The 21,987-nt window shown below is 69.8% G+C and carries 21 protein-coding genes, 1 tRNA gene and 2 pseudogenes; 12 read left to right on the top strand and 12 right to left on the bottom strand.

Translation table 11 applies throughout. The features are described from left to right. Nucleotides 1–67 precede the first annotated feature (67 nt). Nucleotides 68–454, top strand: a complete 387-nt coding sequence (locus JAP66_RS13545) for a VOC family protein (protein WP_199432068.1) — start codon at nt 68–70, stop codon at nt 452–454. 34 nt (nt 455–488) lie between these two features. Here the strand turns inward: JAP66_RS13545 and JAP66_RS13540 are convergent. The 5 genes and pseudogenes from JAP66_RS13540 to JAP66_RS13520 all read right to left on the bottom strand — a co-directional run. Continuing rightward, nucleotides 489–830, bottom strand: a pseudogene (locus tag JAP66_RS13540) (GNAT family N-acetyltransferase); the annotation flags it as partial. A 71-nt stretch (nt 831–901) separates the two neighbouring features. Next, nucleotides 902–2,953, bottom strand: coding sequence for a M3 family metallopeptidase (locus JAP66_RS13535; protein WP_199432362.1), 2,052 nt, complete (start codon nt 2,951–2,953; stop codon nt 902–904). 2 nt (nt 2,954–2,955) lie between these two features. Next, nucleotides 2,956–3,675 (bottom strand): histidine phosphatase family protein, encoded by a 720-nt coding sequence (locus JAP66_RS13530; RefSeq protein WP_199432067.1) that lies wholly within the window; start codon nt 3,673–3,675, stop codon nt 2,956–2,958. 68 nt (nt 3,676–3,743) lie between these two features. Further along, nucleotides 3,744–4,595 (bottom strand): undecaprenyl-diphosphate phosphatase, encoded by an 852-nt coding sequence (locus JAP66_RS13525; RefSeq protein WP_199432066.1) that lies wholly within the window; start codon nt 4,593–4,595, stop codon nt 3,744–3,746. A gap of 1 nt (nt 4,596) precedes the next feature. Then, a complete protein-coding gene (locus tag JAP66_RS13520) occupies nt 4,597–5,643 on the bottom strand; it encodes an LLM class F420-dependent oxidoreductase (protein WP_199432065.1) in 1,047 nt (348 codons plus the stop codon). Between the two features lie 85 nt (nt 5,644–5,728). Between JAP66_RS13520 and JAP66_RS13515 the strand changes: the two genes are divergently transcribed. The 3 genes from JAP66_RS13515 to JAP66_RS13505 all read left to right on the top strand — a co-directional run bounded on the left by JAP66_RS13515 (nt 5,729) and on the right by JAP66_RS13505 (nt 8,037). Then, nucleotides 5,729–6,694, top strand: a complete 966-nt coding sequence (locus tag JAP66_RS13515; RefSeq protein WP_199432064.1) for an aldo/keto reductase — start codon at nt 5,729–5,731, stop codon at nt 6,692–6,694. A 99-nt stretch (nt 6,695–6,793) separates the two neighbouring features. Beyond that, the gene (locus JAP66_RS13510) at nt 6,794–7,816 is read left to right on the top strand and encodes a YncE family protein (RefSeq protein ID WP_199432063.1); all 1,023 of its coding nucleotides are present in this window, start codon (nt 6,794–6,796) and stop codon (nt 7,814–7,816) included. Then, nucleotides 7,813–8,037 carry a DUF5703 family protein gene (locus JAP66_RS13505; protein ID WP_199432062.1) on the top strand — a complete coding sequence of 75 codons (225 nt, stop codon included), beginning with the start codon at nt 7,813–7,815 and terminating at the stop codon, nt 8,035–8,037. The genes JAP66_RS13510 and JAP66_RS13505 overlap by 4 nt, the downstream gene beginning before the upstream one ends. Here JAP66_RS13505 and JAP66_RS13500 read toward each other — a convergent pair. Both JAP66_RS13500 and JAP66_RS13495 read right to left on the bottom strand, forming a co-directional pair. Beyond that, nucleotides 8,030–8,995, bottom strand: a complete 966-nt coding sequence (locus tag JAP66_RS13500; protein ID WP_199432061.1) for a helix-turn-helix transcriptional regulator — start codon at nt 8,993–8,995, stop codon at nt 8,030–8,032. The two genes, JAP66_RS13505 and JAP66_RS13500, sit on opposite strands and share 8 nt — an antisense overlap. Before the next feature lie 60 nt (nt 8,996–9,055). Further along, complete coding sequence (locus JAP66_RS13495; RefSeq protein WP_199432060.1) at nt 9,056–10,378, bottom strand: M20/M25/M40 family metallo-hydrolase; 1,323 nt, start codon at nt 10,376–10,378, stop codon at nt 9,056–9,058. 101 nt (nt 10,379–10,479) lie between these two features. On the opposite strand from JAP66_RS13495, the gene JAP66_RS13490 reads away from it, so the two are divergent. The 3 genes from JAP66_RS13490 (at nt 10,480) to JAP66_RS13480 (ending at nt 13,152) form a co-directional block, all read left to right on the top strand. Further along, nucleotides 10,480–10,566, top strand: a tRNA-Leu gene (locus tag JAP66_RS13490). 421 nt (nt 10,567–10,987) lie between these two features. Further along, a complete protein-coding gene (locus tag JAP66_RS13485; protein ID WP_199432059.1) occupies nt 10,988–12,217 on the top strand; it encodes a CaiB/BaiF CoA transferase family protein in 1,230 nt (409 codons plus the stop codon). Nucleotides 12,218–12,246: 29 nt separating this feature from the next. Further along, a complete protein-coding gene (locus tag JAP66_RS13480) occupies nt 12,247–13,152 on the top strand; it encodes a hydroxymethylglutaryl-CoA lyase (protein ID WP_199432058.1) in 906 nt (301 codons plus the stop codon). Between the two features lie 56 nt (nt 13,153–13,208). Here JAP66_RS13480 and JAP66_RS13475 read toward each other — a convergent pair whose 3' ends face one another. Together JAP66_RS13475 and JAP66_RS13470 are read right to left on the bottom strand one after the other, a co-directional pair. Next, entirely contained in the window at nt 13,209–13,745 is a 537-nt protein-coding gene (locus JAP66_RS13475) for an NAD(P)H-dependent oxidoreductase (RefSeq protein WP_199432057.1), read from the bottom strand. Next, complete coding sequence (locus tag JAP66_RS13470) at nt 13,742–14,266, bottom strand: flavin reductase family protein (protein WP_199432056.1); 525 nt, start codon at nt 14,264–14,266, stop codon at nt 13,742–13,744. The genes JAP66_RS13475 and JAP66_RS13470 overlap by 4 nt, the downstream gene beginning before the upstream one ends. Before the next feature lie 186 nt (nt 14,267–14,452). On the opposite strand from JAP66_RS13470, the gene JAP66_RS13465 reads away from it, so the two are divergent. After that, nucleotides 14,453–15,715: a bifunctional 3,4-dihydroxy-2-butanone-4-phosphate synthase/GTP cyclohydrolase II gene (locus JAP66_RS13465; RefSeq protein ID WP_199432055.1), complete on the top strand. Its 1,263-nt coding sequence runs from the start codon at nt 14,453–14,455 to the stop codon at nt 15,713–15,715. A gap of 43 nt (nt 15,716–15,758) precedes the next feature. Further along, a complete protein-coding gene (locus tag JAP66_RS13460) occupies nt 15,759–16,238 on the top strand; it encodes an Lrp/AsnC family transcriptional regulator (RefSeq protein WP_199432054.1) in 480 nt (159 codons plus the stop codon). A 4-nt stretch (nt 16,239–16,242) separates the two neighbouring features. Here the strand turns inward: JAP66_RS13460 and JAP66_RS13455 are convergent, their stop codons facing one another. After that, a complete protein-coding gene (locus JAP66_RS13455; protein ID WP_235998994.1) occupies nt 16,243–17,262 on the bottom strand; it encodes an AraC family transcriptional regulator in 1,020 nt (339 codons plus the stop codon). A 276-nt stretch (nt 17,263–17,538) separates the two neighbouring features. Here JAP66_RS13455 and JAP66_RS13450 point away from each other — a divergent pair, with 276 nt between their 5' ends. The 3 genes from JAP66_RS13450 to JAP66_RS13440 all read left to right on the top strand — a co-directional run bounded on the left by JAP66_RS13450 (nt 17,539) and on the right by JAP66_RS13440 (nt 20,803). Then, nucleotides 17,539–19,029, top strand: a complete 1,491-nt coding sequence (locus JAP66_RS13450; protein WP_199432053.1) for an aldehyde dehydrogenase — start codon at nt 17,539–17,541, stop codon at nt 19,027–19,029. 33 nt (nt 19,030–19,062) lie between these two features. Beyond that, nucleotides 19,063–20,253, top strand: coding sequence for an LLM class flavin-dependent oxidoreductase (locus JAP66_RS13445; protein WP_199432052.1), 1,191 nt, complete (start codon nt 19,063–19,065; stop codon nt 20,251–20,253). A gap of 175 nt (nt 20,254–20,428) precedes the next feature. Then, nucleotides 20,429–20,803 (top strand): YybH family protein, encoded by a 375-nt coding sequence (locus JAP66_RS13440; RefSeq protein ID WP_199432051.1) that lies wholly within the window; start codon nt 20,429–20,431, stop codon nt 20,801–20,803. A 406-nt stretch (nt 20,804–21,209) separates the two neighbouring features. Here the strand turns inward: JAP66_RS13440 and JAP66_RS32125 are convergent, their stop codons facing one another. Together JAP66_RS32125 and JAP66_RS32120 are read right to left on the bottom strand one after the other, a co-directional pair. Beyond that, on the bottom strand, nt 21,210–21,638 hold the full coding sequence (locus JAP66_RS32125) for a hypothetical protein (protein ID WP_235999044.1): 429 nt from the start codon (nt 21,636–21,638) through the stop codon (nt 21,210–21,212). A 46-nt stretch (nt 21,639–21,684) separates the two neighbouring features. Beyond that, a pseudogene (locus tag JAP66_RS32120) lies at nt 21,685–21,936 on the bottom strand (TRM11 family SAM-dependent methyltransferase); the annotation flags it as partial. Nucleotides 21,937–21,987 lie beyond the last annotated feature (51 nt).

Raw genomic sequence — 21,987 nt, 5'->3', positions numbered from 1 at the left:
GGTCGAGTAGTTCGTCGGCGCGCTGAGGTGCGAACATCTCCACCGTGCCACCAGCGGAGGTCCTGACATGACCAGTAAGTTCACCGAGCTTGCGATCGACTGCGCGGATCCCCACGGTCTCGCCCGGTTCTGGTGCTCGGTCCTCGACTACGAGGTGCAGGACGAAGACGACGGAATCGTCACGATCGGCTCCCCGATGGTGCCGGAAGGCGGGAACCACCCCGGCCCGGTGCCACCGACGTTGACGTTCGCGCACGTGCCCGAGGGCAAGACCGTCAAGAACAGGCTCCATCTCGACGTCAACCCCACCGACAGGGAGCAGGACGAAGAGGTCCGTCGCCTGCTCGACCTGGGTGCTCGGCACGCCGACGTCGGCCAGGGCGATGAGAGCTGGGTCGTGCTTGCCGACCCGGAGGGGAACGAGTTCTGCGTCCTTGCGGACCGCCGGCCATGATCGGACGATCCCGGCCCGGGCAAGGGTGCTGCCGTCAGGCTCGCGTGGTCGCGTAGAGCAGCATGTCGCGCCGCGTGCCGCCGATCTCCTGGTAGCTGCGGAGCAGGCCCTCACGCCGATATCCGGACGCATCCGCGACGCGGATCGAACTGTCGTTCCACCGCTCGATGTACAGCTCGACCCGGTGCAGGGCGGGGATGGTCCACGCGAACGTGGTCAGCGCCCTCGGTGCACTGCTCGCGATGCCACGGCCCCGGCGTCTGGCGGAAACCGAGTAGCCCGCCGACGCCCGGCCGGCAGGCAGGTTCCGCAGCCACAGCCCGATCGCGCCGACGGCTGTGTCGGTTTCGGCGTCGGCGATGGCGAAGGACAGGCCGGCTCCTTCGCGCCCACCGGCTCTGCTCGTGAGTGGCGACGAGTTCTAACTCGCGTGCGCACTCACGAGCGTCAGGCACCGGTGAGGCCGCGGCGTTCGAGCAGGGGCTCGATCCTCGGGTCGCGGCCGCGGAAGGCACGGAAGGCCTCCATCGGGTCCACGCTGCCGCCCCTCGCCAGCAGTTCCTGGCGGAAGTGGTTACCGTTCGTCCTGGTCAGCCCGCCGTTCTCGCGGAACCACTCGACCGAGTCCGCGTCCAGCACCTCGCTCCAGACATAGGAGTAGTACCCGGCCGAGTAACCGCCGCTGAACACGTGCGCGAAGTAGGTGCTGCGGTACCGCGGCGGCACGGTCTCCAGCGAGACCCCCGCCTTCTCCAGTGCCTCCGTCTCGAACCGCTCGACGTCGTCGACTCGCATGTCCGCGCCGATGCCGTGCCATGTCTGGTCGAGCAGCGCGGCGGCCAGGTACTCGGTGGTCGAGAAACCCTCGCCGTGCTGCCGCGACTCCTCCAGCCGGTCCACCAGCCGCTGCGGCAGGGGCTCACCGGTGCGGTGGTGCCTGGCGTAGTTGGCGAGCACCTCCGGCCACAGCGCCCACATCTCGTTGACCTGCGAAGGGAACTCCACGAAGTCGCGCGGCACGCTGGCACCGGAGAACATCGGGTAGCGCACGTCGGAGAGCAACCCGTGCAGCGCGTGCCCGAACTCGTGGAAAGCGGTGATGACCTCGTCGAACGTGAGCAGCGCGGGCTCGCCCTCCGGCGGCCTGGCGATGTTGAGGTTGTTCACCACCACCGGGTGCTCGCCGAACAACCGCGACTGTTCCACGTAGTTGTTCATCCACGCGCCACCGCGTTTGGAGTCGCGCGTGTAGTAGTCACCGAGGAACAGGCCGAGAGCGCTGCCGTCGGCGTCGGTGACCTCGAAAACGCGCACGTCGGGATGGTAGGTCGGCAGGTCGTGCCGCTCGGTGAAGCTCAGCCCGTACAGCCGCGTCGCCGCGTAGAACACGCCGTCGACCAGCACGCGCTCCAGCTCGAAGTAGGGCCGCAGCTCGGCGTCGTCGATGTCGAACCGGCGCCGCCGCACCCGCTCGGCGTAGTAGGCCCAGTCCCACGGCCGCAGGGGGAAGTCCTCGCCACCGGCCTTGATCTCCTCCTGCAGGTCGATCGCCTCCGCCTGCGCGTTCACCACGGCCACCGGCGCGAGGCGATTGAGGAGCCCGAGGGCTACTTCGGCGCTGCCCGCGGTCTGGTCCTCGATGGCGTACGCGGCGTGATGCGGATAGCCGAGCAGCGCGGCGCGCTCCGCCCGCAGCATCGCGATCCTGGCAAGCACCGCGGAGTTGTCGTGCTCGTTGCCCCGGTTTCCCCGCGATACCGAGGCCCGGAACACCCGTTCCCGCAGCTCCCGGTTCTCCAGCGAGGCGAGCGCGGGCTGCGCGGTCGGCAGGTTGAGCTTGAGCAGGTACCTGCCCTCCTCCCCGTGCGTGGCGGCCGCCTCGGCTGCCGCGGCGATCGAGTCCTCGGACAGTCCCGCGAGCTCCGCCCGGTCCGCCACCACGACGGCCAGGTCGTTCGTGTCGGCGAGCAGGTTGTCCTGGAACCGGGTGCTCAGCGTCGACAGTTCCTCGTTGAGCTCACGCAGCCGCGCCTGGTCCTCCTCGGGCAGACCGGCACCGGCGCGCTGGAAGTCGAGGTGGTACCGGCGCAGCAGCCATGCCGACTCCGCGTCCAGCTCCAGCGTCTCGCGCCGCCGGTAGAGCCCTTCGATCCGGGCGGAGAGCCGGGGGTCGAGGTGGATCGCGTCGTGATGCGCGGCCAGCCGCGGTGCGATCTCGGCCTGGACCTGGCGGATCGTGTCGTTCGTGTGCGACGCGGCGAGGTTGAAGAAGACGGAGGCGACCCGGTTCAGCAACCTGCCTGAGCGCTCCAGCGCGACCACGGTGTTGTCGAAGGTCGCCGGCTCGGTGTTGTTCGCGATCTTCTCAGCCTCCGCCGCCTGCTCGGCGATACCGGCCTCGAAGGCGGGCAGGTAGTGCTCGTCGGCGATCCGGTCGAACGGGGGAAGGCCGTACGGCAGCTCGCTCGCTGCCAGGAGTGGATTGTCCGCGACCGTCATCATCAGCCCTTTCGTCCCGTCGAGCCCCCGACTTCGGCCTCCGAGGACATCTTCTTCGTACGCCGCTTCCCCTTTACCGGCTTGGGTGGCGGCGGCACGATCCCGCCGAGGTCACCACCGAGGTCGTTGATGCGCAGCACGAACGGGCGAGTGTCGGTGTAGCGGACCACCGACATCGACCCGGGATCGACCACGATGCGCTGGAAGCTGTCCAGATGCTGCCCCAGCGCGTCGGCGAGGATCGACTTGATCACATCGCCGTGACTGCACAGCAGCCAGACCGCGTGGTCGCCGTGCTCTGCGCTGATCCTGGCGTCGTGCTCGCGCACGGCCGCGACCGCGCGGGACTGGACGTTCGCCAGCCCCTCCCCGCCGGGGAAGACCGCCGCGGACGGATGCGACTGCACGATTCGCCACAGCGGTTCCTTTGCCAGCGTCTTCAGCTCGCGTCCGGTCCAGTCGCCGTAATCCACTTCGGACAACCGCGACTCGATGGACCGGGACAGCTCCCGCGCCCTGGCGAGCGGAGCCAGCGTCTGCCGGCAGCGCAGCATCGGCGAAGCGACGAGTGCCGCGAGCGGGATTCCGGCCAGCCGGTCGACCAGTGTCCGCGCCTGGGCGCGACCGTCGTCGTCCAGCCCGATCTTCGGCGACCGGCCGGCCAGCACGCCGGAGCCGTTCGCCGTCGAGCGGCCGTGCCGCAGCATGATGACTGTTCCCACTGTGCTTACCTCGACAAGCGCGGACGCGAGCGCGTCACCGACATCTGGCTTCTGCCCACCCCGCAACCCTAAGGGCTCGACGGCGCGACGGCCGGGCCCGCCTCGGGATCAAGGGTTCCCGTGAACACCAGCACCAGCAGGAGGGTCCCCAGCGCGAAGCGGTAGATCACGAACGGCAGGAACGAGCGCCTGCGGATGTAGGACATCAGCCACGCGATCACCAGGTAGCCGACACCGAAGGCGACGATCGTCGCCAGGATCGTCGGGCCCCACGCCGGAGCGTCGCTGTCGCCGATGTCGGTCAGCTTGTAGAAGCCGGAACCGAGCACCGCGGGAACGGCCAGCAGGAACGAGTACTCGGCGGCGTCGGCACGCTTGTAGCCGAGGAGAAGCCCACCGGTGATGGTGCCACCCGAGCGGGAGACACCGGGAATGAGCGCCATCGCCTGCGCGAACCCGTAGCCGAGCCCGTGCGGCACGGTGAGGTGATCGAGGTCTCGCTCCTTACGGCCGACGCGGTCGGCCACCAGCAGCAGGAGGCCGAACACGATCAGTGTCGTGGCGATCAGCCGCAGGTCACGGAACGCGTGCTCGATGTCCTCCTGGAACAGCAGGCCGAGCACGACGATCGGCACTGAGCCGACGATGATCAGCCAGCCCATCCTGGCGTCCGGGTCGCCGCGGTACTGCGGTTTGGACAGCGACAGGAACCAGTGCGAGATGATCCGGCCGATCTTGCGGCTGAAGTACAGCAGCACGGCCAGCTCGGTGCCGATCTGGGTGACCGCGGTGAAGGCCGCACCGGGATCGCCCCAGCCTGCGAACGCGGCGACGATGCGCAGGTGCGCGCTGGAGGAGATCGGCAGGAACTCGGTCAGTCCCTGGACCAGGCCCAGCACCAGTGCTTCGAACCAGCTCATGTCAGGCGACCCCGGCGAGCTCGGCGGCCTCCACGGCCGCGCGCAGCGCGGCGGCGGAGCTGTCCGGATCGGGCAGGTACGGCGCCACCGTCAGCGTGGTCACGCCGGCCTCGGCGAACGCGGTCATCCGCTCGGCGATCCGCTCCTTGGGCCCGAGCAGGGCGGTCGCGTCGATGAACTCAAGTGGCACCGCGGCCATCGCTCCCGCGCGGTCCTTGGCGAGGAACTTCTCCTGGACCTCGGCGGCCTCGGCCTCGAAGCCCATCCGGCAGGCGAGCCGGTTGTAGAAGTTCTGTTCCCTGCTGCCCATGCCACCGAGGTAGAGCGCGGCGTAGGCGCGAACCGCGTCCGCGCAGGTCCGCCAGTCCTCGCCGGTGACCAGCGGCACGGTCGGCGCGATGTCGATGCCGTCGAGGCCGCGGCCGGCCTTCTCCGCACCGGCACGCAGGTGCTGCAGGTGCCCGGCGGCGTGCGCGGGCGAGAAGAAGACGGGCAGCCAGCCGTCGGCGATCTCCCCGGTCAGTTCGAGGTTGCGCGGTCCGATCGCGGCAAGGTAGGTCGGGATCCGGTCCCGGACGGGGTGCACGGTCAGCGCCAGCGCCTTGCCCGGTCCGTCCGGCAGCGGCAGCTGGAAGTGCTCGCCGGAGTAGCGGACCCGTTCGCGGCGCAGTGCGGCGCGAACGATGTCGACGTACTCGCGGGTGCGTCCCAGCGGGGAGCCGAACCGGACACCGTGCCAGCCTTCGGACACCTGCGGGCCGGACACCCCGAGTCCGAGGCGGAACCGGCCGCCGGAGAGCGTGTCCAGTGTCGCGGCGGTCATCGCGGTGGTCGCGGGCGTCCGCGCGGGAATCTGCAGCACCGCGCTGCCGATGTCGATGGCCGAGGTCTGCGCCGCGATCCACGCGAGCACCGTCGGCGCGTCCGAGCCATAGGCCTCCGCCACCCACACGACCGAGTAGCCGAGAGTGTCCGCATGCTTGGCGAGTGCCAGGTTGGACGCGTCGTTGCCCGCGCCCCAGTATCCGAGGTTCAATCCCAATCGCACGGACGCCGACACTATCGGGCGGTTGATCGTCACCTCACTCGCCTTGGTCAAGAGTGATCCCCGACGGAGGTTAGGGTGATCGCTCATGGAGAACCGGCAGCTCGGGGCCTCCGGCCTGAGGGTGTCCAGGATGGCCCTGGGAACCATGTCGTGGGGCACCGAGACCGACGCCGAAGAGGCGGCGAACCAGCTCGTGTCGTTCGTCGACGCGGGCGGGACGCTGGTGGACACCGCCGACATCTACGCCGAGGGTGAGGCCGAGCGGATACTCGGCTCCCTCCTGGGCGACCTGGTGCCTCGTGACGACATCGTGCTGGCCACGAAGGCGGTCGCGCGGCGCACCGACGGCCCGTTCGGCGGTGGTGCCTCCCGCGGTGCGCTGCTGTCCGCGCTCGACGCCTCACTGCGCAGGCTCGGTGTCGACCACGTCGACCTGTGGCAGCTGCACGCGTGGGACGGCTCGGTGCCCTTGGAGGAAACGCTCGCCACGCTGGAGTTCGCCGTCGACAGCGGCAGGGTGCGCTACGCCGGGGTGGCGAATTACACGGGCTGGCAGCTTGCCACCGCCGCACAGGGCCTGCGCCGGCAGCGGATCGTCTCCACCCAGGTCGAGTACTCGCTGCTGGAGCGTAGTGTGGAACGGGAGGTGGCGCCCGCCGCCGCCCACCACGGGATCGGCCTGCTGCCGTGGGCACCGCTCGGGCGGGGCGTGCTCACGGGCAAGTACCGCTCCGGCACTCCCGCGGACTCGCGGGGCGCGTCCAGCACCTACGCCGGCTACGTCGAGCAGCATCGCACCGAACGGGCGGGCCGCATCGTGGAGGCGGTCGCCACAGCCGCCGACGGCCTCGGCACGTCACCGCTGGCCGTCGCGCTGGCCTGGGTGCGCGACCGGCCCGGAGTCGTCGCGCCGGTGGTCGGTGCCCGCGACACCGGCCAGCTCGCCGGCTCGCTCGCGGCCGAGGAGCTCACACTGCCGCGGGCCATCCGGGCGGCGCTCGACGACGTGAGCGCGATCGAGTTCGGCTATCCGGAGCGGTGGCCACGGTGACCCGAGATGGCGTTGTGGTGACGCCCACGTGACTCCGCGGCGATCCTGCGGGATCCTGAAGGACAACTGTTCGATTTCAAGCTCCAGGAGGACCTGACCGTGCGCCGGCTCGCCGCCGCCCCGCTGGCCGTGACCGCGCTGGTGTGCGCGCTGCTGCTCAACGGGTGCTCCGCCAACGACAGTGCCGGTGACAGTGACCCGTTGCAGGTGGTCGCCGATCCGGTGGCCGCGACCGCGCCCACCTCCCCGGCCGCCTCGGCCGACCCGGCCGGAACCGTGCTGGCCCAGGACACCGACATCACCGCGCTGGCGGTGGACGCCGCCAGCCGCACGCTCGCCGTCGCCCTAGCCGAACCGCCGTCCGTGCTGCTGTACGACCTGGACGACCTCGGCGCAGCGCCGAGGCAGGTCGAGGTACCCGGCCGCGTGGCGCAGCTCAGGATGTCGGGCGGGCAACTCCTGGCGAGCATGCCCGAAGCCGGACGGCTGGCCCGGATCTCCGTGCCGGACGGAGAGGCCGCTGTCGTCACCGTCGAGGGCGGGCCCGCGGGTGCGACCACCACGGACGGGCGCACGCTGGTCGCGGTGCGCGGCGGCAAGGGCGTCACCGTGCTCGACGGCGACCGGCCGGCGGACACCATCAGCGGGCAGCTCTACAGCGCCGACGACGTGCTCGTCGCGGGCGGCAAGGCCGTCGTGCTCGACCGGCTGCGGACCGCATTGTTCGAGGTCGACGTCACGGGCGGCACGATCGAGGAAGGGCTGCGCGCCGGGCAGGGCGCGACAAACGCCGTCGCGGACTCCTTCGGTCGGGTGCTGGTGGTCGACACCCGCGCGAGCGCGCTGCTCGCCTTCTCGACCGAGCCGTTGCTGCTGCGCCAGCGCTACCCGGTGCCCGGCGGCGCCTACGGGATCGCCTACGACCGCGAGCGCGGGCTGGCCTGGGTCACGCTCACCGAGCGCAACGAGGTGGTCGGTTTCGATATCCGCGGCGGCGAGCCCCGGGAGAAGTACCGCTTCCCCACCGTTCGCCAGCCGAACTCGGTTACCGTCGATGAACAGTCCTCGCGGGTCGTCGTCGGTTCGGCAGCCGGAGAAGGGATCCAGGTGATCGCGCCATGACAAATACCGAAGTGGTGATCGACGAGGACTGGGAGTACCGCCGGCTGCAGCTGCCGCCCGGCGTGACCCGCCTCTCCGCCGCGATCCAGCTCTCGATCCAGGCCGAGTTCTCCGGCTGGGAGCTGTCGAACGTGCGGCTGTACGCCGACGGGACCCGCCGGGTATGGCTGCGTCGGCGCCGGTCGCTCGCCAGTGCCGGGCTGCCTGGCCTCATCACCTGACCTCCGCCTCCGCGGCACGGAGGAATCGTTCGCCCCGGGCGCGCAGGTAGGCGCGCAGCTCGGACGGCCCGATGACGTCGAAGTCGGCGTCGACCGCGGCCAGGACGAACGCCGGCCAGTCGAAGGTGTCGACGTTCATCGTCAGACGGCAGGAACCCTCCTCCACGGCGTCCACGTCCCCCCAGTGTGAGACGACCCGCTCGACGTCGGCGGCCGGTGCCCGCACGAGCAGCTCGACCCGGTACCGCGTCGGGGCCGCCGCGATCTGGTGCCGGACGAACGCGACAGCGTCACCGCCGGGCAGCTCGCGCTGGCGGAAGCGCGCTCCGGTCGCCACGGGATCGCTGAGCCGGTCGACCCGGAAGGTCCGCCAGCCGTGCCGTTCCGCGTCCCAGGCCACGAGATACCAGCGGCGCCCGAGCGACACGAGGCGGTGAGGCTCGACCAGCCGCCTCGTCCGCTCACCTTCGCGTGCCGTGTACTCGAACCGCAGTCGCTCGTCGTCCCGGCACGCCTGGGCGAGCACCGTCAGCGCGAGTGGGTCGGCCCGTGGCCCTTCGCCCATCGGGGCGGGCACCGTGTAGGTCCGGAGCGCGTCAAGCCTGCGGCGCAGCCGTGGCGGCATGACCTGGACGACCTTGGTCAGCGCGCGCACCGATGTCTCCTCGATGCCGTCCACGGCTCCGCCGACAGCCGTGCGCAGGCCGATGGCGATCGCGACCGCCTCTTCGCCGTCCACGAGCAGCGGCGGCATGGCGGCGCCCGACTGGAGCTGGTAGCCGCCCGCCACGCCGCGGCTCGCCTCGACCGGATAGCCCAGGTCGCGCAGCCGGTCGATATCGCGCCGCAGTGTTCGCTCGCTGACCTGCAACCGGTCGGCCAGGTCGCTGCCCGGCCAGTACCGATGCGTCTGCAGCAGGGACAGCAGCCGCAGCATCCGCGCGCTCGTGTTGGCCATGGCTCCAGACTCGCTCACATTCAGGTCAGAAACCGTCCTGAAGTGACCCTAGCGCCGCGACTAGCAGGAGCGGAGGAAACGGTCGAGCACCCGGGTGCCGAAGCGCAGTGCGTCGACCGGGACCCGCTCGTCCACGCCGTGGAAGAGGGCGGAGAAGTCCAGCTCGGCCGGCAGCCGCAGGGGTGCGAAACCGAAGTTGCGGATGCCGAGCCTCTGGAACGCCTTCGCGTCGGTGCCGCCGGAGAGCATGTAGGGCAGGGTGCGGGCCCCTGGATCCTCGGCGAGCACCGAGGCGGTCATCGCATCGACCAGGGCACCGTCGAAGGTCGTCTCGACGGGCGGGAGCTCCATCCACTCCTTCTCGATGTCCGGGCCGAGGATCTCCTCGAGTTCGCGGTCGAACGCCTCGATCCGGCCGGGCAGGATGCGGCAGTCGACGGAGGCCTCGGCGCTCGAGGGGATGACGTTGGCCTTGTAGCCGGCGCTCAGCATGGTGGGGTTGGCCGTGTCGCGCAGCGTCGCCCCGATCATTCGGGAGATGTTGCCGAGCTTGGCCACCGCACCATCGAGGTCGTCCTCGGGGAAGTCCCAGCCGGTGATCTCCGTGACCCCGGCGAGGAACTCGCGCACCGAGTCCGTGAGCACGAGCGGGAAGCGGTGGTTGCCGAGCCGGGCGACGGCCTCGGACAGCTTCGTGACGGCGTTGTCGCGGTGGATCATCGAGCCGTGACCTGCGGTGCCGCGCACCCGCAGCGTCATCCAGCGGATGCCCTTCTCCGCAGTCTCGATGAGGTAGGTGCGCACGTCGTTCTTGAGCGTGACCGAGAACCCGCCGACCTCGCTGATCGCCTCGGTCGCACCCTCGAAGAGCTCGGGACGGTTGTCCACCAGCCACTGGGCGCCGTACTTGCCGCCTGCCTCCTCGTCGGCGACGAACGCGAAGATGATGTCGCGTGGCGGGACGATGCCATGCCGCTTGTAGTGCCGCGCCAGCGCGAGGCTCATGCCGACCATGTCCTTCATGTCGACCGCGCCCCGGCCCCACACGTAGCCGTCCTGGATCGCCCCGGAGAACGGGTGCACCGACCACTCGGAGGCGTCGGCGGGCACCACGTCGAGGTGACCGTGCACCAGCAGCGCGCCCCGGCTCGGATCGGCGCCGGGCAACCGGGCGATGACATTGTGCCGGTTCTTGCCGCCGGACTCGACGTAGGTGATCTCGTACCCGGCGTCGGTGAGCCGTTCCGCGACGTACTCCGCCGCCGCGCGCTCCCCCACCAGGGTCGCGGGGTCACCCGTATTGGTCGTGTCGATGCGGATCAGCTCGCTGGTCAGCGTGACGGCATCATCGGCGGCTGTATCGATCAGGTTCGACTCGGTCACCCGTCATTCCTATCATTGGTGCAGGTGAGACTCCTGAGGCCAGGTGGGTGGACCCCCGGTACGCGGGGCCTCGGGCATCGGCTACTCTATTCACCACGCAAGTCCGAGTGGCGGAATGGCAGACGCGCTAGCTTGAGGTGCTAGTGCCCTTAACGGGCGTGGGGGTTCAAGTCCCCCCTCGGACACCAGCACAATCCCTACGGCTAGGCCGAATCACCAAATCAACCGCCTGTTCCTTATGGTTGTATGTCATCCCCAGATGCAGCGATTCGTAGAGCGCCTGCAGCTTCGCCGGGTTTGCATCGTTGATCGCCGCGCCTACGTCGCAGGACTCAACATCGGGCTCCACCTCCTCCAGACGGACGACGCACCGGGATTGCAACCCGCAAGCGCGTGACGCACAACCTGGGCATACCGGGCCGTGCAATCTGCTCATCCCGGCCAGGCCGGACTCGAGGGCGGCTGCGCATTCTGCACAGCGGGCGGCGGTCGTGCCACCGCGGCATGCCCGGTGACGTGCGCGGGCCCGCGAATGCCCGGCACTGCGCGGATATCCCGTGGCCGTGACCGGATAGCCGGGGGCTGCGGTCGCTGCTTAGCGTCGGCAGGGTGTCCGACGACGAGTACCTCCGCCCCGCACTCCACGGAGTCCGCGTGCTGGAACTGGGCACGCTGATCGCAGGCCCGTTCTGCGGTCGGCTGCTGGCCGATCACGGCGCCGATGTGATCAAGATCGAGGATCCCGACCGTCCCGATCCGTTGCGCGACTGGGGCCAGGCCGAACGCGACGGGCACCGCTTCTTCTGGACGGTGCATGCCCGCAACAAGCGCTGCGTCACGCTGGATCTGCGCGTCGACCGCGGCCGCGAGCTGTTCCTCGACCTGGTCGCCACCACCGACGTGGTGGTCGAGAGCTTTCGCCCGGGCACCCTCGAGAAGTGGGGACTCGGCTACGACGTGCTCAGCGAACGAAATCCCGGCTTGGTGCTCGCGCGGGTGTCGGGTTACGGCCAAACCGGTCCGCACAGCGGCAGGCCGGGGTACGCCTCGGTGGCTGAAGCGGTGGCGGGCATGCGGCACCTGAACGGATTTCCCGGTGAGCCGCCGCCACGGGCGGCGCTGTCGCTCGGCGATTCGATCGCCGGGATGTTCGCGGCCCAGGGGGTGCTGACCGCCCTGTACGCCCGCGACCGTACCGGCACGCCGGGCGCCTGCGGGCAGGTCGTGGACGTGGCTCTGGCCGACGCGTGCCTCGCGCTGCTGGAGTCGACGATTCCGGACTACTCCGCCACCGGCCACGTTCGCGGCCCCGGTGGCACCCGCCTGGACGGGCTGGCGCCGTCGAACCTGTACCGGTGTGCGGACGGTCGCTGGCTGATCATCGCCGCGAACCAGGACACCGTGTTCGCCCGGTTGTGCACCGCGATGGGCCGCCCCGGACTCAGCACCGATCCTCGGTTCGCCACGCACCACGCGCGCGGCCGCAACCAGGACGAGATCGACGCGATCGTCGGCGAATGGGCGGCCCGGCACGACGCAGGCACGGTGACCGCGCTGCTGGAGGACGCCGGGGTCGTGGTCGGTCCGGTCAACACGGTCGCCGACGTGGTGGCCGACCCGCAGTTCCAGGCGCGCGAGATGCTGCTGCCGCACTACGACGAGGCGATCGGCGCCGACGTGCTGGGGCCCGGTCTGATGCCGAAACTCGACCGCACCCCGGGCACCGTGCGCTGGGCGGGACCGCCCCGCCCCGGCACACACAACGGCGAGGTGCTGACCGGGTTGCTCGGCGTGTCCGAGGAAACCCTGGCCGACCTGTCCGCCGCCGGCGTCATCTGACGGCCACACGTGAGGAGCTGAGGAGCGCGATGTCCCTCGCCCTGCCCGCCGCTGTCGACCTCCGCGAGGTCGGCCTGCGGGACGGACTGCAACTGGAAGCCCCGCTGCCGCTGACGGCCAAGCTCGAGATCCTCGACGCGATCGCCGCGACCGGGGTGCGCCGTATCGAGGCCACGTCGTTCGTGTCGCCGACCGCGGTGCCCGCCCTCGCCGACGCCGAAGCACTCGCCGCCGAACTCGGCCGGTGGCCGGGGCTCCGCTTCTCCGCACTGGTCGCCGGGTCCGGCGGGGCACGGCGCGCGGTCGCAGCCGGACTGCCGCGGCTGGAGTACGTCATCTCGGTCTCCGAAGGGCACAGCCAGGCGAACGCGCGACGTCCCACCCGGCGCGCGGTCGACGCGACCGCGGAGATCGCACGCCTCGCGCACGACGCGGGCGGGGATTGCGAGGCGATCCTGGCGTGCGCCTGGGATTGCCCGTTCGACGGGCGGACCCCCGTGGCGCGGACCGTCGACGTGGCCCGGCGCGCCGTACGGCTCGGCGCCGACCGGCTGTGCCTGGCCGACACGATCGGCACCACGGTCCCGGGACGACTCGTCGAACTGGTCGACGCGGTACGCACCGCGTGCCCTGGCGTGGAGCTCGGTGTGCACCTGCACAACACCCGGGGCGCGGGCCTGGCGTGCGCGCTGGCCGCCGTCCAGGCCGGCGTCACCCAGCTCGACGTGTCGGTCGGCGGGCTGGGTGGTTGCCCGTTCGCGCCGGGCGCGAGCGGCAACATCGCCACCGAGGAGCTCGTCTACCTGCTCGAGGAGTCCGGCGTGGGCACCGGCCTCGATCTGGACCGGGTCCTCGACGCGGTCGCCGTCGTGGAACACGCCGTCGGGCATGCGCTGCCGAGCAACCTCTACCGCGCGGCCCGGTTGCCCTCGTGAGTGCGCAACGGGGTTCTCACCGGCGCGACACTCCACGAAGATGACCAGGCAGGTTCTCAGACCTGGGGCGCCATTGTGCGCAACGCCGTGGACAACCGGACGGCGGCGGCGAGCTCGCCGAGTGCCTCGCCGTGCTGGCGGGCGAGTTCGGCGCTCGGCCCGGCAAGCGTGACGCGGTCGTCGAAATCCCCGTGGTGGAGATACAGACCCGGCGACAGCACCTGCGCGGCGAAGAAACCGGCCAGCACATTGCGCAGGTCGTTCGTCGCCAGGAAGTGGTGCGGACTGGCCCCGGTCAGCACCGTGGCGGCCGCTTTGCCCAGCAGCGGCGCGCTTGTCTCACCCCACTGGCCTCGGCCGGTGGACTCGAGCAGATCCTTCAGCAGCTGGCTGTAGGTCGCGCGGTAGACCGGGCTGCCGAAGACGACCGCGTCGGCCGCGTCGATCGCGTCCGTGGCGGTGTCCAGGCCGGTCTGGCTCAGCTCCACCAGCTCGGTGTCGGCGTCGCGAACGCCCCGCAGCACCGAGGCCACGGTGGTGCGGGTACGCCCTCCCGGTTCCGGCCCGCCGACCACACCAACCACGCGCATCATGATGAGCTCCCGGTTCCGGCGACGCCGTAACCGCCGCGATGGAACAGCAGGGGTGGACGCTCGCTCCCCGTGGCCAGCCCCTGCACGCGGCCCACCGCGATGGTGTGGTCGCCGCCGTCGAACTCGTCGTGCAGGGTGCATTCGATCCAAGCACACACGTCGTCGAGCACCGGGAGTCCCGACCTGCTGCGCTGCCACCCCACACCCGCGAACTTGTCGATGCCGGAGCGGGCGAACCGGTTGCTGACCTCTTCGTGTCCCTCCGCCAGGACGTTCACGCAGAACCGTCCGCTCTTCCGGATCTTCGGCCAGGTCGTCGACGTTCGCGCCGGTGAGAAGCTGACCAGCGGCGGATCGAGTGACAGCGACGCGAAGGACTGGCACGTGAATCCGGCGGGCCCCGCCGCGTCGATCGCCGTGATCACCACAACCCCGGACGCGAAATGCCCGAGGACGTCCCGCATCCGGCCGGGCGACACCGCGGCCGATTCGAGTACGTCAGCGTACGTCCCGTCGTCCATGGGCCGCAGGCTACGAGGCCGGAACGCCGGTCGACTATCCGCGGACCGCGGATCGGTATCCGCCACACGCCATCCCGCCACCCCCGTGATCCTCGCCCGGTGGATAGAGACGCGCGTTCTCCGGATAGCCCGGCGGGCCAAGGTGGCAATAGCGTCCGCAGCACGGACCAGCGAAAAGGAGCCGCGATGACGTACTCCTCCGATCCCGGTGCCATCTCCCCGCTCCCGTCCACCGGCACCGTGCAGCAAGCGATCGCCGCGCTTGCCGGGGGTCGGATGGTCGTCGTGCTGGACGACGCCGACCGGGAGAACGAGGGCGATCTGATCGTCGGCGCCGGGACGGTCACCGCCGAGCAGGTCGCGTTCATCGTCCGGCACACCACCGGGATCGTGTGCGCGCCGATGCCAGGAGACCGGGCCGACACGCTGCGGTTGTCCCAGATGGTCGCGGACAACACCGATTCGCAGGCCACCGCGTTCACCGTCACGGTCGATCATCGCGACGCCGGTACCGGGGTGTCCGCCGCGGACCGCGCGTGCACGTTGCGTTCGCTGGCCGACCCCGGGACCAGGCCCGAGGACCTGCGCCGCCCGGGGCACGTCTTCCCGCTGCGCGCCCGCGACGGCGGCGTGCTCGTCCGGGCCGGGCACACCGAGGCGGCGGTGGACCTACTGACGCTCGCCGGTCAGCCGCCGGTCGGCGTGATCGGTGAGATCGTCGCGCCGGACGGCTCGATGGCGCGCGGCGAGCGGTTGCACGCCTTCGCCGCCGAACACGGACTCCCGGTCCTCACCATCGCCGACCTGGTGCGTTACCGCCGCTCCACCGAGCGGCTCATCGAGCACATGGCCACCGCCGCCCTACCGACCGTGTTCGGCGAGTTCCGCGCCGTCGCGTACCGCTCGACGCTGGATGGCACCGAGCACCTCGCGCTCGTCCGGGGCGACGTCACCGCGGCGGACCGGGCCGAATCCGGTGTGCTCGTGCGCGTGCACAGCGAGTGCCTCACCGGCGATATCGTCGGCTCGTTGCGGTGCGACTGCGGCTCGCAGCTGGAGCAGGCGATGGCGGAGATCGCCAGGGAGGGGTGCGGTGTCGTCGTCTACCTGCGCGGCCATGAGGGACGCGGCATCGGGCTGGCCCACAAGATCCGGGCTTATGCGCTGCAGGAACAGGGATTCGACACGGTCGACGCCAACCTCAGGCAGGGGCTGCCCGTCGATTCACGTACCTATGGCGTGGGTGCGCAGATCCTTGCCGACCTGGGTGTCCGCAGGCTGCGTCTGATCACGAACAACCCGGCCAAATACCGTGGACTCGGCGGGCACGGTCTGGAGATCATCGGCCGGATCGGCCTGCCGACCGCGGCGAATCCACACAACGTCCGCTACCTGCGAACCAAACAAGGCCGGCTCGGCCATCAGTTGGCCGGTGACGAGGCGATATGAGTAGCCGTCGCCCCGTTGGCGGCGGCCGTCGGGAGTCCGATCCGTGCCCAGCCCAGACCAGTTCGACGCGACCGATATCCGCCTGCTCGCGACCCTGGTCGAGCGGCCGCGAGCGACGGCGGTCGTCCTCGCCGAGATGACCGGTCTTTCACGCAACACCGTGCAGAGCCGGCTGACCCGCCTCGACGAACACGGACTCCTGGAGTCCTTCGAACGCCGGATCTCACCGAAAGCGCTGGGCTATCCGTTGACGGCCTTCGTGCGGACGACGGTCACCCAGAACCGGCTCGACAAGGTCGCCGCGGCGCTCGCCGAGACCCCGGAAGTGCTGCAGGTACAGGGCATCAGCGGCCGGGACGATCTGCACGTCCATGTCGTGGCGGTCGACGCGGACGATCTGTATCGGATCGCGGGGCGGATCCTCGCCGTGCCCGGAGTCGAGCGCACCGAGAGCGCGCTGGCCATGAGGGAGCTGGTGGACTACCGGATCACGCCGCTCCTCCGGCGCGGCGAGGACCGTTGAGAGGCTAGGACGCGCTGCCACGCAGGGTTTCGCTGGGCAGCTCGCCGAAGCGCTCCCGGTACTGCTGGGCGAACCGGCTCTGGTGGTAGAAACCCCACCGCGAGGTCACATCGGTGACGCGCGTGCGCTGCGGATCGCTCCGCTCCAGCTCCGCCCGCACCCGATCGAGCCGGATTCGGCGCAGATGGCTCATCGGCGACTCACCGAGGTTCTGCTGGAACGAGGTATGCAGGGTGCGCACGCTCATACAGCCGACCTTGGCGAGTTCCTGCGGCGTCAAGGGTTCGTCGGCGTGCTCTTCAATGTACTCGATGACCGGCCGCAGGCGGCTGCACCGGACCGGGTCCGGTGCGGCGGTCAGCTCGTCGGTGTACTCGTGCCTGCCTGCGTGCAGCAGCTGGGTCACGATGAACGCCTCGTACTGTTCGCGCGCGAGCGGCATCTCGGCCAGTCCACCCGGCCGGTCGAGCTCGCGGGCGAGGAACTCGACCGAGGCGAGCAGTGTGCTGCCCGCGGGTCCGGCCAGGTCGATGCCGAAGTCGAAGTCGACGACCTCGTGGACCGGGTGGCCGAGCAGCCCGGCCAGATGACCCTCCAGGCTGTGCCGGGGAATCTTGAGTATCAGTTGTTGGGCGTCCTGCGACCAGCGGACCGTGTTCTCCTGGTCGGGGAGCAGGATCACTCCGGAAGCCCGCGCCGACGTCGTCTCGCGTTGCCCGTCCGTGCGGCTGGCGGCGGTCTGCCCGGTGACCGTGAGGTTCACGTGGTAGTTGTCCTCGGTCGGCGGCATCACGAGCTTCGCGCGCGACCGGTAGGTCAGATAACCGAGGGTGAACCGCTTGTCGGACACCGCGTTCAGGGTCATTTCCAGGCGGTCGCCGGGCGCGGTGAGCGTGTGATCGAGGTACACGCGGGTGACCGCCTCCCGCGCCTCGTCCAGCTGTCGCGTGTCGAGAACCGGGAATCTGGACAGGCAGTGCTGGGGCGGCGGTGCCATCGCCACATCGCTCGGTACCGTGGCCATCTCGTCGACACCTCCTCGTGCCGTGTTTCGGCGGGCCAGGCTCGATCGTTCGCCGACGCAGCGTGGTCGAGGCTAGCCGCCTGCGCGCGACCGCACTAGCGCGACAGCGCATCACGATATCCGCTGAGTGCGAATTTCACCCGCCGCCGGAAATTCGCACGGAACGGACCGGCGTCTGCGGTGCGCGGATATCCCCGGCCGATCCGCCGTCCTAGCGTCTGCCCGCATCGGCGGTGATCGTGCAACGCCGTATCCGCATCCCTGAAGGAGAGGTCGATGACGCCCGCCTCACCGGTCGCACCCGAAGAATTCAAGCTGTTCATCCACGGCGAATCGGTCGACGCCCGCTCCGGACGGACCTTCGACTCGCTGAACCCGTACACCGGCCGGACCTGGGCACGCCTTGCCGACGGAGGCCCCGACGACGTTGACGCCGCGGTCGCCTCCGCCCGCACCGCGCTCGACGGCGAGTGGGGCGCGATGACCGGGTTCGAGCGTGCCGCGATCCTCCGCGCCTGCGGTGCGGCGATCGCGGCCAACGCCGAACGTCTCGCGCGCCTGGAGGTCAACGACTCCGGCAAGCTCCTGCGCGAGATGCTCGGCCAGCTCAAGAGCCTGCCGCAGTGGTACTACTACTTCGGCGGGCTGGCCGACAAGCTCGAGGGCCGCACGATCCCCCCAGTCAACGCCAACTACTTCGGGTACACCACCCGGGAGCCGGTGGGTGTGGTCGGCGCGATCACACCGTGGAACTCTCCGCTGCTCCTGCTCACGTTCAAGCTGGCGCCCGCGCTGGCCGCCGGTTGCACGATGGTCGCCAAGCCGTCGGAGCACTCCCCAGCCTCGACGGTCGCGTTCGCCGAGGTGCTGCACGAGGCGGGCCTGCCTGCGGGCGTCCTCAACGTCGTCACCGGCTGGGATCGCGCCACGGGCGAGGCGCTGTCCTCCCATCGCGGCGTCGACAAGATCGCCTTCACCGGTTCGTCGGCCACCGGCGCCAAGGTCGCGCAGGCCGCCGTCGCGAACCTCAACCGCGTGACGCTGGAGCTCGGCGGCAAGAGTCCCCAGATCGTGTTCCCCGACGCCGACCTCGACGCGGCCGCCAACGGCCTGGTCGCGGGCGTGTTCGCGGCGACCGGCCAGACCTGCATGGCCGGGTCCCGGCTGATCGTGCACGCCGACGTGCACGACGCACTCGTCGAGAAGGTCGTCGCACGCGCGAGCACCATCAAGCTCGGCGACCCCACAGAGCCCGACACCGAGATGGGCCCCGTGGCCAACCAGCCACAGTACGAGAAGGTGCTCGGCTACCTGGAGGGCGCGGCGGCGGAAGGGGCGACGTTCGCGTGTGGCGGCGAGCCGGACGCCGAGCGGGGCGGGCTGTTCGTCAAGCCCACCGTCGTCACGAACGTAAACCAGCACAACACGATCGTCCGCGAGGAGGTCTTCGGCCCGGTACTGGCCGCATACACGTTCCGGGACGAGGAGGAAGCGCTCAAGCTCGCCAACGACACCCCGTACGGCCTGGCCGGTGCCGTCTGGACCAAGGACGTACACCGCGCACACCGCGTCGCCGCCAAGGTCCGGGCGGGCACGGTCTGGGTCAACGCGTATCGCGTGATCGCGCCGAACATGCCGTTCGGCGGCTTCGGCGCCAGCGGGCTCGGCCGCGAGAACGGCATCGATGCCCTGCACGAGTACACCGAGAACAAATCCGTCTTCGTCGAGCTCACCGGTGGCACCCGGGATCCCTTCCAGCTCGGCTGACCACCGCACGGCAACTCATCGAGGAGGACAGCGATGACCGCAATCCCTACCGAACGCGCCAACACCCGCCTCGGCCTGGCCCCCACCGGCCCGCGCCCTGAGGAGGAGACCCGGCCGCTGGTCGACCGCACGAAGACCAACCCGTTGTTCGGCGACCAGAAGATGAAGCTGGGCCTGTTCGGTACCAACTGCTCCTACGGGCTGATCATGTCGCATGCCCCGAGCACCTACAAGGTCACCTGGGAGCACACGAAGGAGATCGCCCAGCGCGCCGACAACCTCGGCTTCGACGTGCTCGTGCCGATCGCGAAGTGGAAGGGCACCGGCGGTTCGACGAACTTCAACGGCAACAATTACGAGACGTACGCCTGGGCAGCGGGGCTCGCAGAGGCGACCGAGCGCATCGCGATCGGTTCCACCTCGCATCTGCCGACCATTCACCCGGTCCTGGCTGCCAAGGCGGCCACCACGATCGACCACATCTCCGGCGGCCGGTTCGCCCTCAACCTGGTGATGGGCTGGATCGCGCCGGAAATGGAGATGTTCGGCCGGGAGCAGCGCGAGCACGACGAGCGCTACGCGTACGGGCAGGAGTGGATCGACTTCGTGAACAAGCTGTGGACCGAACCCGGCTCGTTCGATCTGAGCACGCACTACTTCACGGGTTTCGACCTGGAGGCCTACCCCAAGCCGCACCAGGCTCCGCGGCCCGCGCTGCTCAACGCAGGCAATTCGCCCGCCGGCATCGAGTTCTCCGCGCGCAACGTCGACATCAACTTCGCCTCGCTGGACACGCTGGAGAACATCAAGGCGTACACCGACATGATCACGAGCAAGGCTCGTGAGGAGTACAACCGGGCCATCAAGGTGATGACCTACGGCCTGATCGTCTGCCGCGATACCGAGGCCGAAGCGAAAGCAGCCTTCCAGCAGGTCCTCGACGAGGCCGACTGGGACGCGGCGGGCAACATCATCAAGGTCGCGGGCTCGGGCGCGAGCCAGTCGTTCGATCACGCGGCGCGGCAGATGCAGGAACGCTTCATCGCGGGCTGGGGCGGCTACCCCATCATCGGCACACCCGAGCAGGTCACCGAGGAGCTCGGCAAGCTCAACGAAGCGGGCATGGAAGGCATGATCTTCGGCCTCATCGACTACAACGAGGAGCTGAAGTACTTCGGTGACAAGGTGATGCCACTACTCAAGGAAGCCGGCCTACGGCACTGAGCTCACTGGTAGCTGCCGGTAAGCGGGGGCCGGGAACGTCCGATCCCGGCCCCCGCGCCACGTCCGCGACCGACCCCGTCACATGTCCGAACTGGTCCGGCCGGGCCAGGAATCCACAGCGGATGGACAGCATCCGGATGACCTCGACCATACTTGACGTTCTAGCATGCGTCTCATGGCGAACGACACCGACGACGTTGCCGCACTTGTCGAGATGTTTCGGGCCGACTGGGTAAACCGGGACGCCGCCATCCTCCAATCGATCTGGGACCCGAGCTACGAAACCGTGTACTGCCCCGCCGAACTGGACCGGCCGGTGCTGGGTAAGGCTTCGATCGACCAGTACTCCGATCGTGTTGTCGCGGACATCAGTGACGTGCACGTCATGGCCGTCTCCGACGTTCGGATCGACGTCATCGACAACGTCGCCTGGGTCTTCTTTTCCTTCCACATCGAGGGTTTGAGCGGAACGTCCGAGCCATTCACCGTAAACGGCCGCACTACGCTGATGGCGCGTCGCACCGACGATGGATGGAAAGGAATCCATTAGCGATCGGCACCGACATCCGTCGTCGCGACCCGCATTCCCCCGCATGTCCCCGCATGCCGTGGCCATTCTCCGAGGGGCCCGGTTCGGCATCACGATGGAGATCCAGACCGAGGTCTTGGACGAAGCACCCGTGCGAGGCTGGGGAAGCTCGGCGACGCCCCGGCCGGGTTGTGGGGCTTGGCCCGCCCGCCCTATCCCCGGCGGTAGGCGTGACCACGGCGCTGAACGTCCAACCCCGGTGGAGCGCGCCGTGATCAACGGCGACATCGCCGTGACCGCGAACGAGGTGCAGCCGGCACTGCGCGCACGGCGGCATCCCGGTCGTCTCGCTGCACAACCACGGCCTGAATACTCGCTACGCTTGTCGGCGGCCACGTCCGCGTCGCCAGAACAGCTATGGTCCTGTCTACGTGACTGTCGGCCGTTCCGCGGCAGAGCTCGTGCCGGTCTGGCCGACTCTCAGGACGAGAACATCCTCGTGCGCGATGACCCAGGCGGGCACGCCGCGGTCGCGGAGCTTGCGCACGTAGTCGAGTTGGAAGAACGACGAGCGCGAGACGAGCTTGCCGTCGCGCAGTCCCGCGAGGAGTCCGACGCAGCGTTGGACGGGGTCGAGTCCGGCGTTGATCGCCGCGTCCAACGTGAGGGACGGGAAGTCGATGAGTTCGCCGTCGATGCGGAAGGGGCGGGTGGTGATGGCGACGACGCCGCCGGGTCGCAGCAGCGGTACTGCGCGGCGCAGGATGTCGGTGAACCCGCGCAATAAGGTGGGCAGGCTGCGGTGGGCGAGGTTCGCGCGATCGCGGCTGTCCCGGGGCGCGGACGCTGGACCCATACGGCGGGGAGGTCACCAGCAACCCGACCCGCCCGGCGTAGCGCCCGGCGAGGTCGGGAAGCACCTGACGGGCGTCGCCCACGTGCACCTCACTACGCCCGGTTCCGTCGTCGGCGGCGAGGGCGAGGTTGGCTTCGGTGAGTTCGGCCCACCGGGTTTCGTACTCGATGCCGAGGGCGTCGCGGCCCTTGTGGACGGCTTCGACCAGGGTGGTGCCGACGCCGCACATGGGGTCGAGCACGAGGTCGCCGGGCGCGGTAAAGGTGTCGATGGCGTGGCGGACGATCGCGGGCAGCATCTTCGCCGGATACGGGTGGTGGTTCCGCTGCGATGGTGTGGCTATGGGCAA

Source organism: Qaidamihabitans albus (genome assembly GCF_016464705.1).
Taxonomy (GTDB): domain Bacteria; phylum Actinomycetota; class Actinomycetes; order Mycobacteriales; family Pseudonocardiaceae; genus Qaidamihabitans; species Qaidamihabitans albus.
This window is presented reverse-complemented; position numbering and strand designations above follow the sequence as displayed.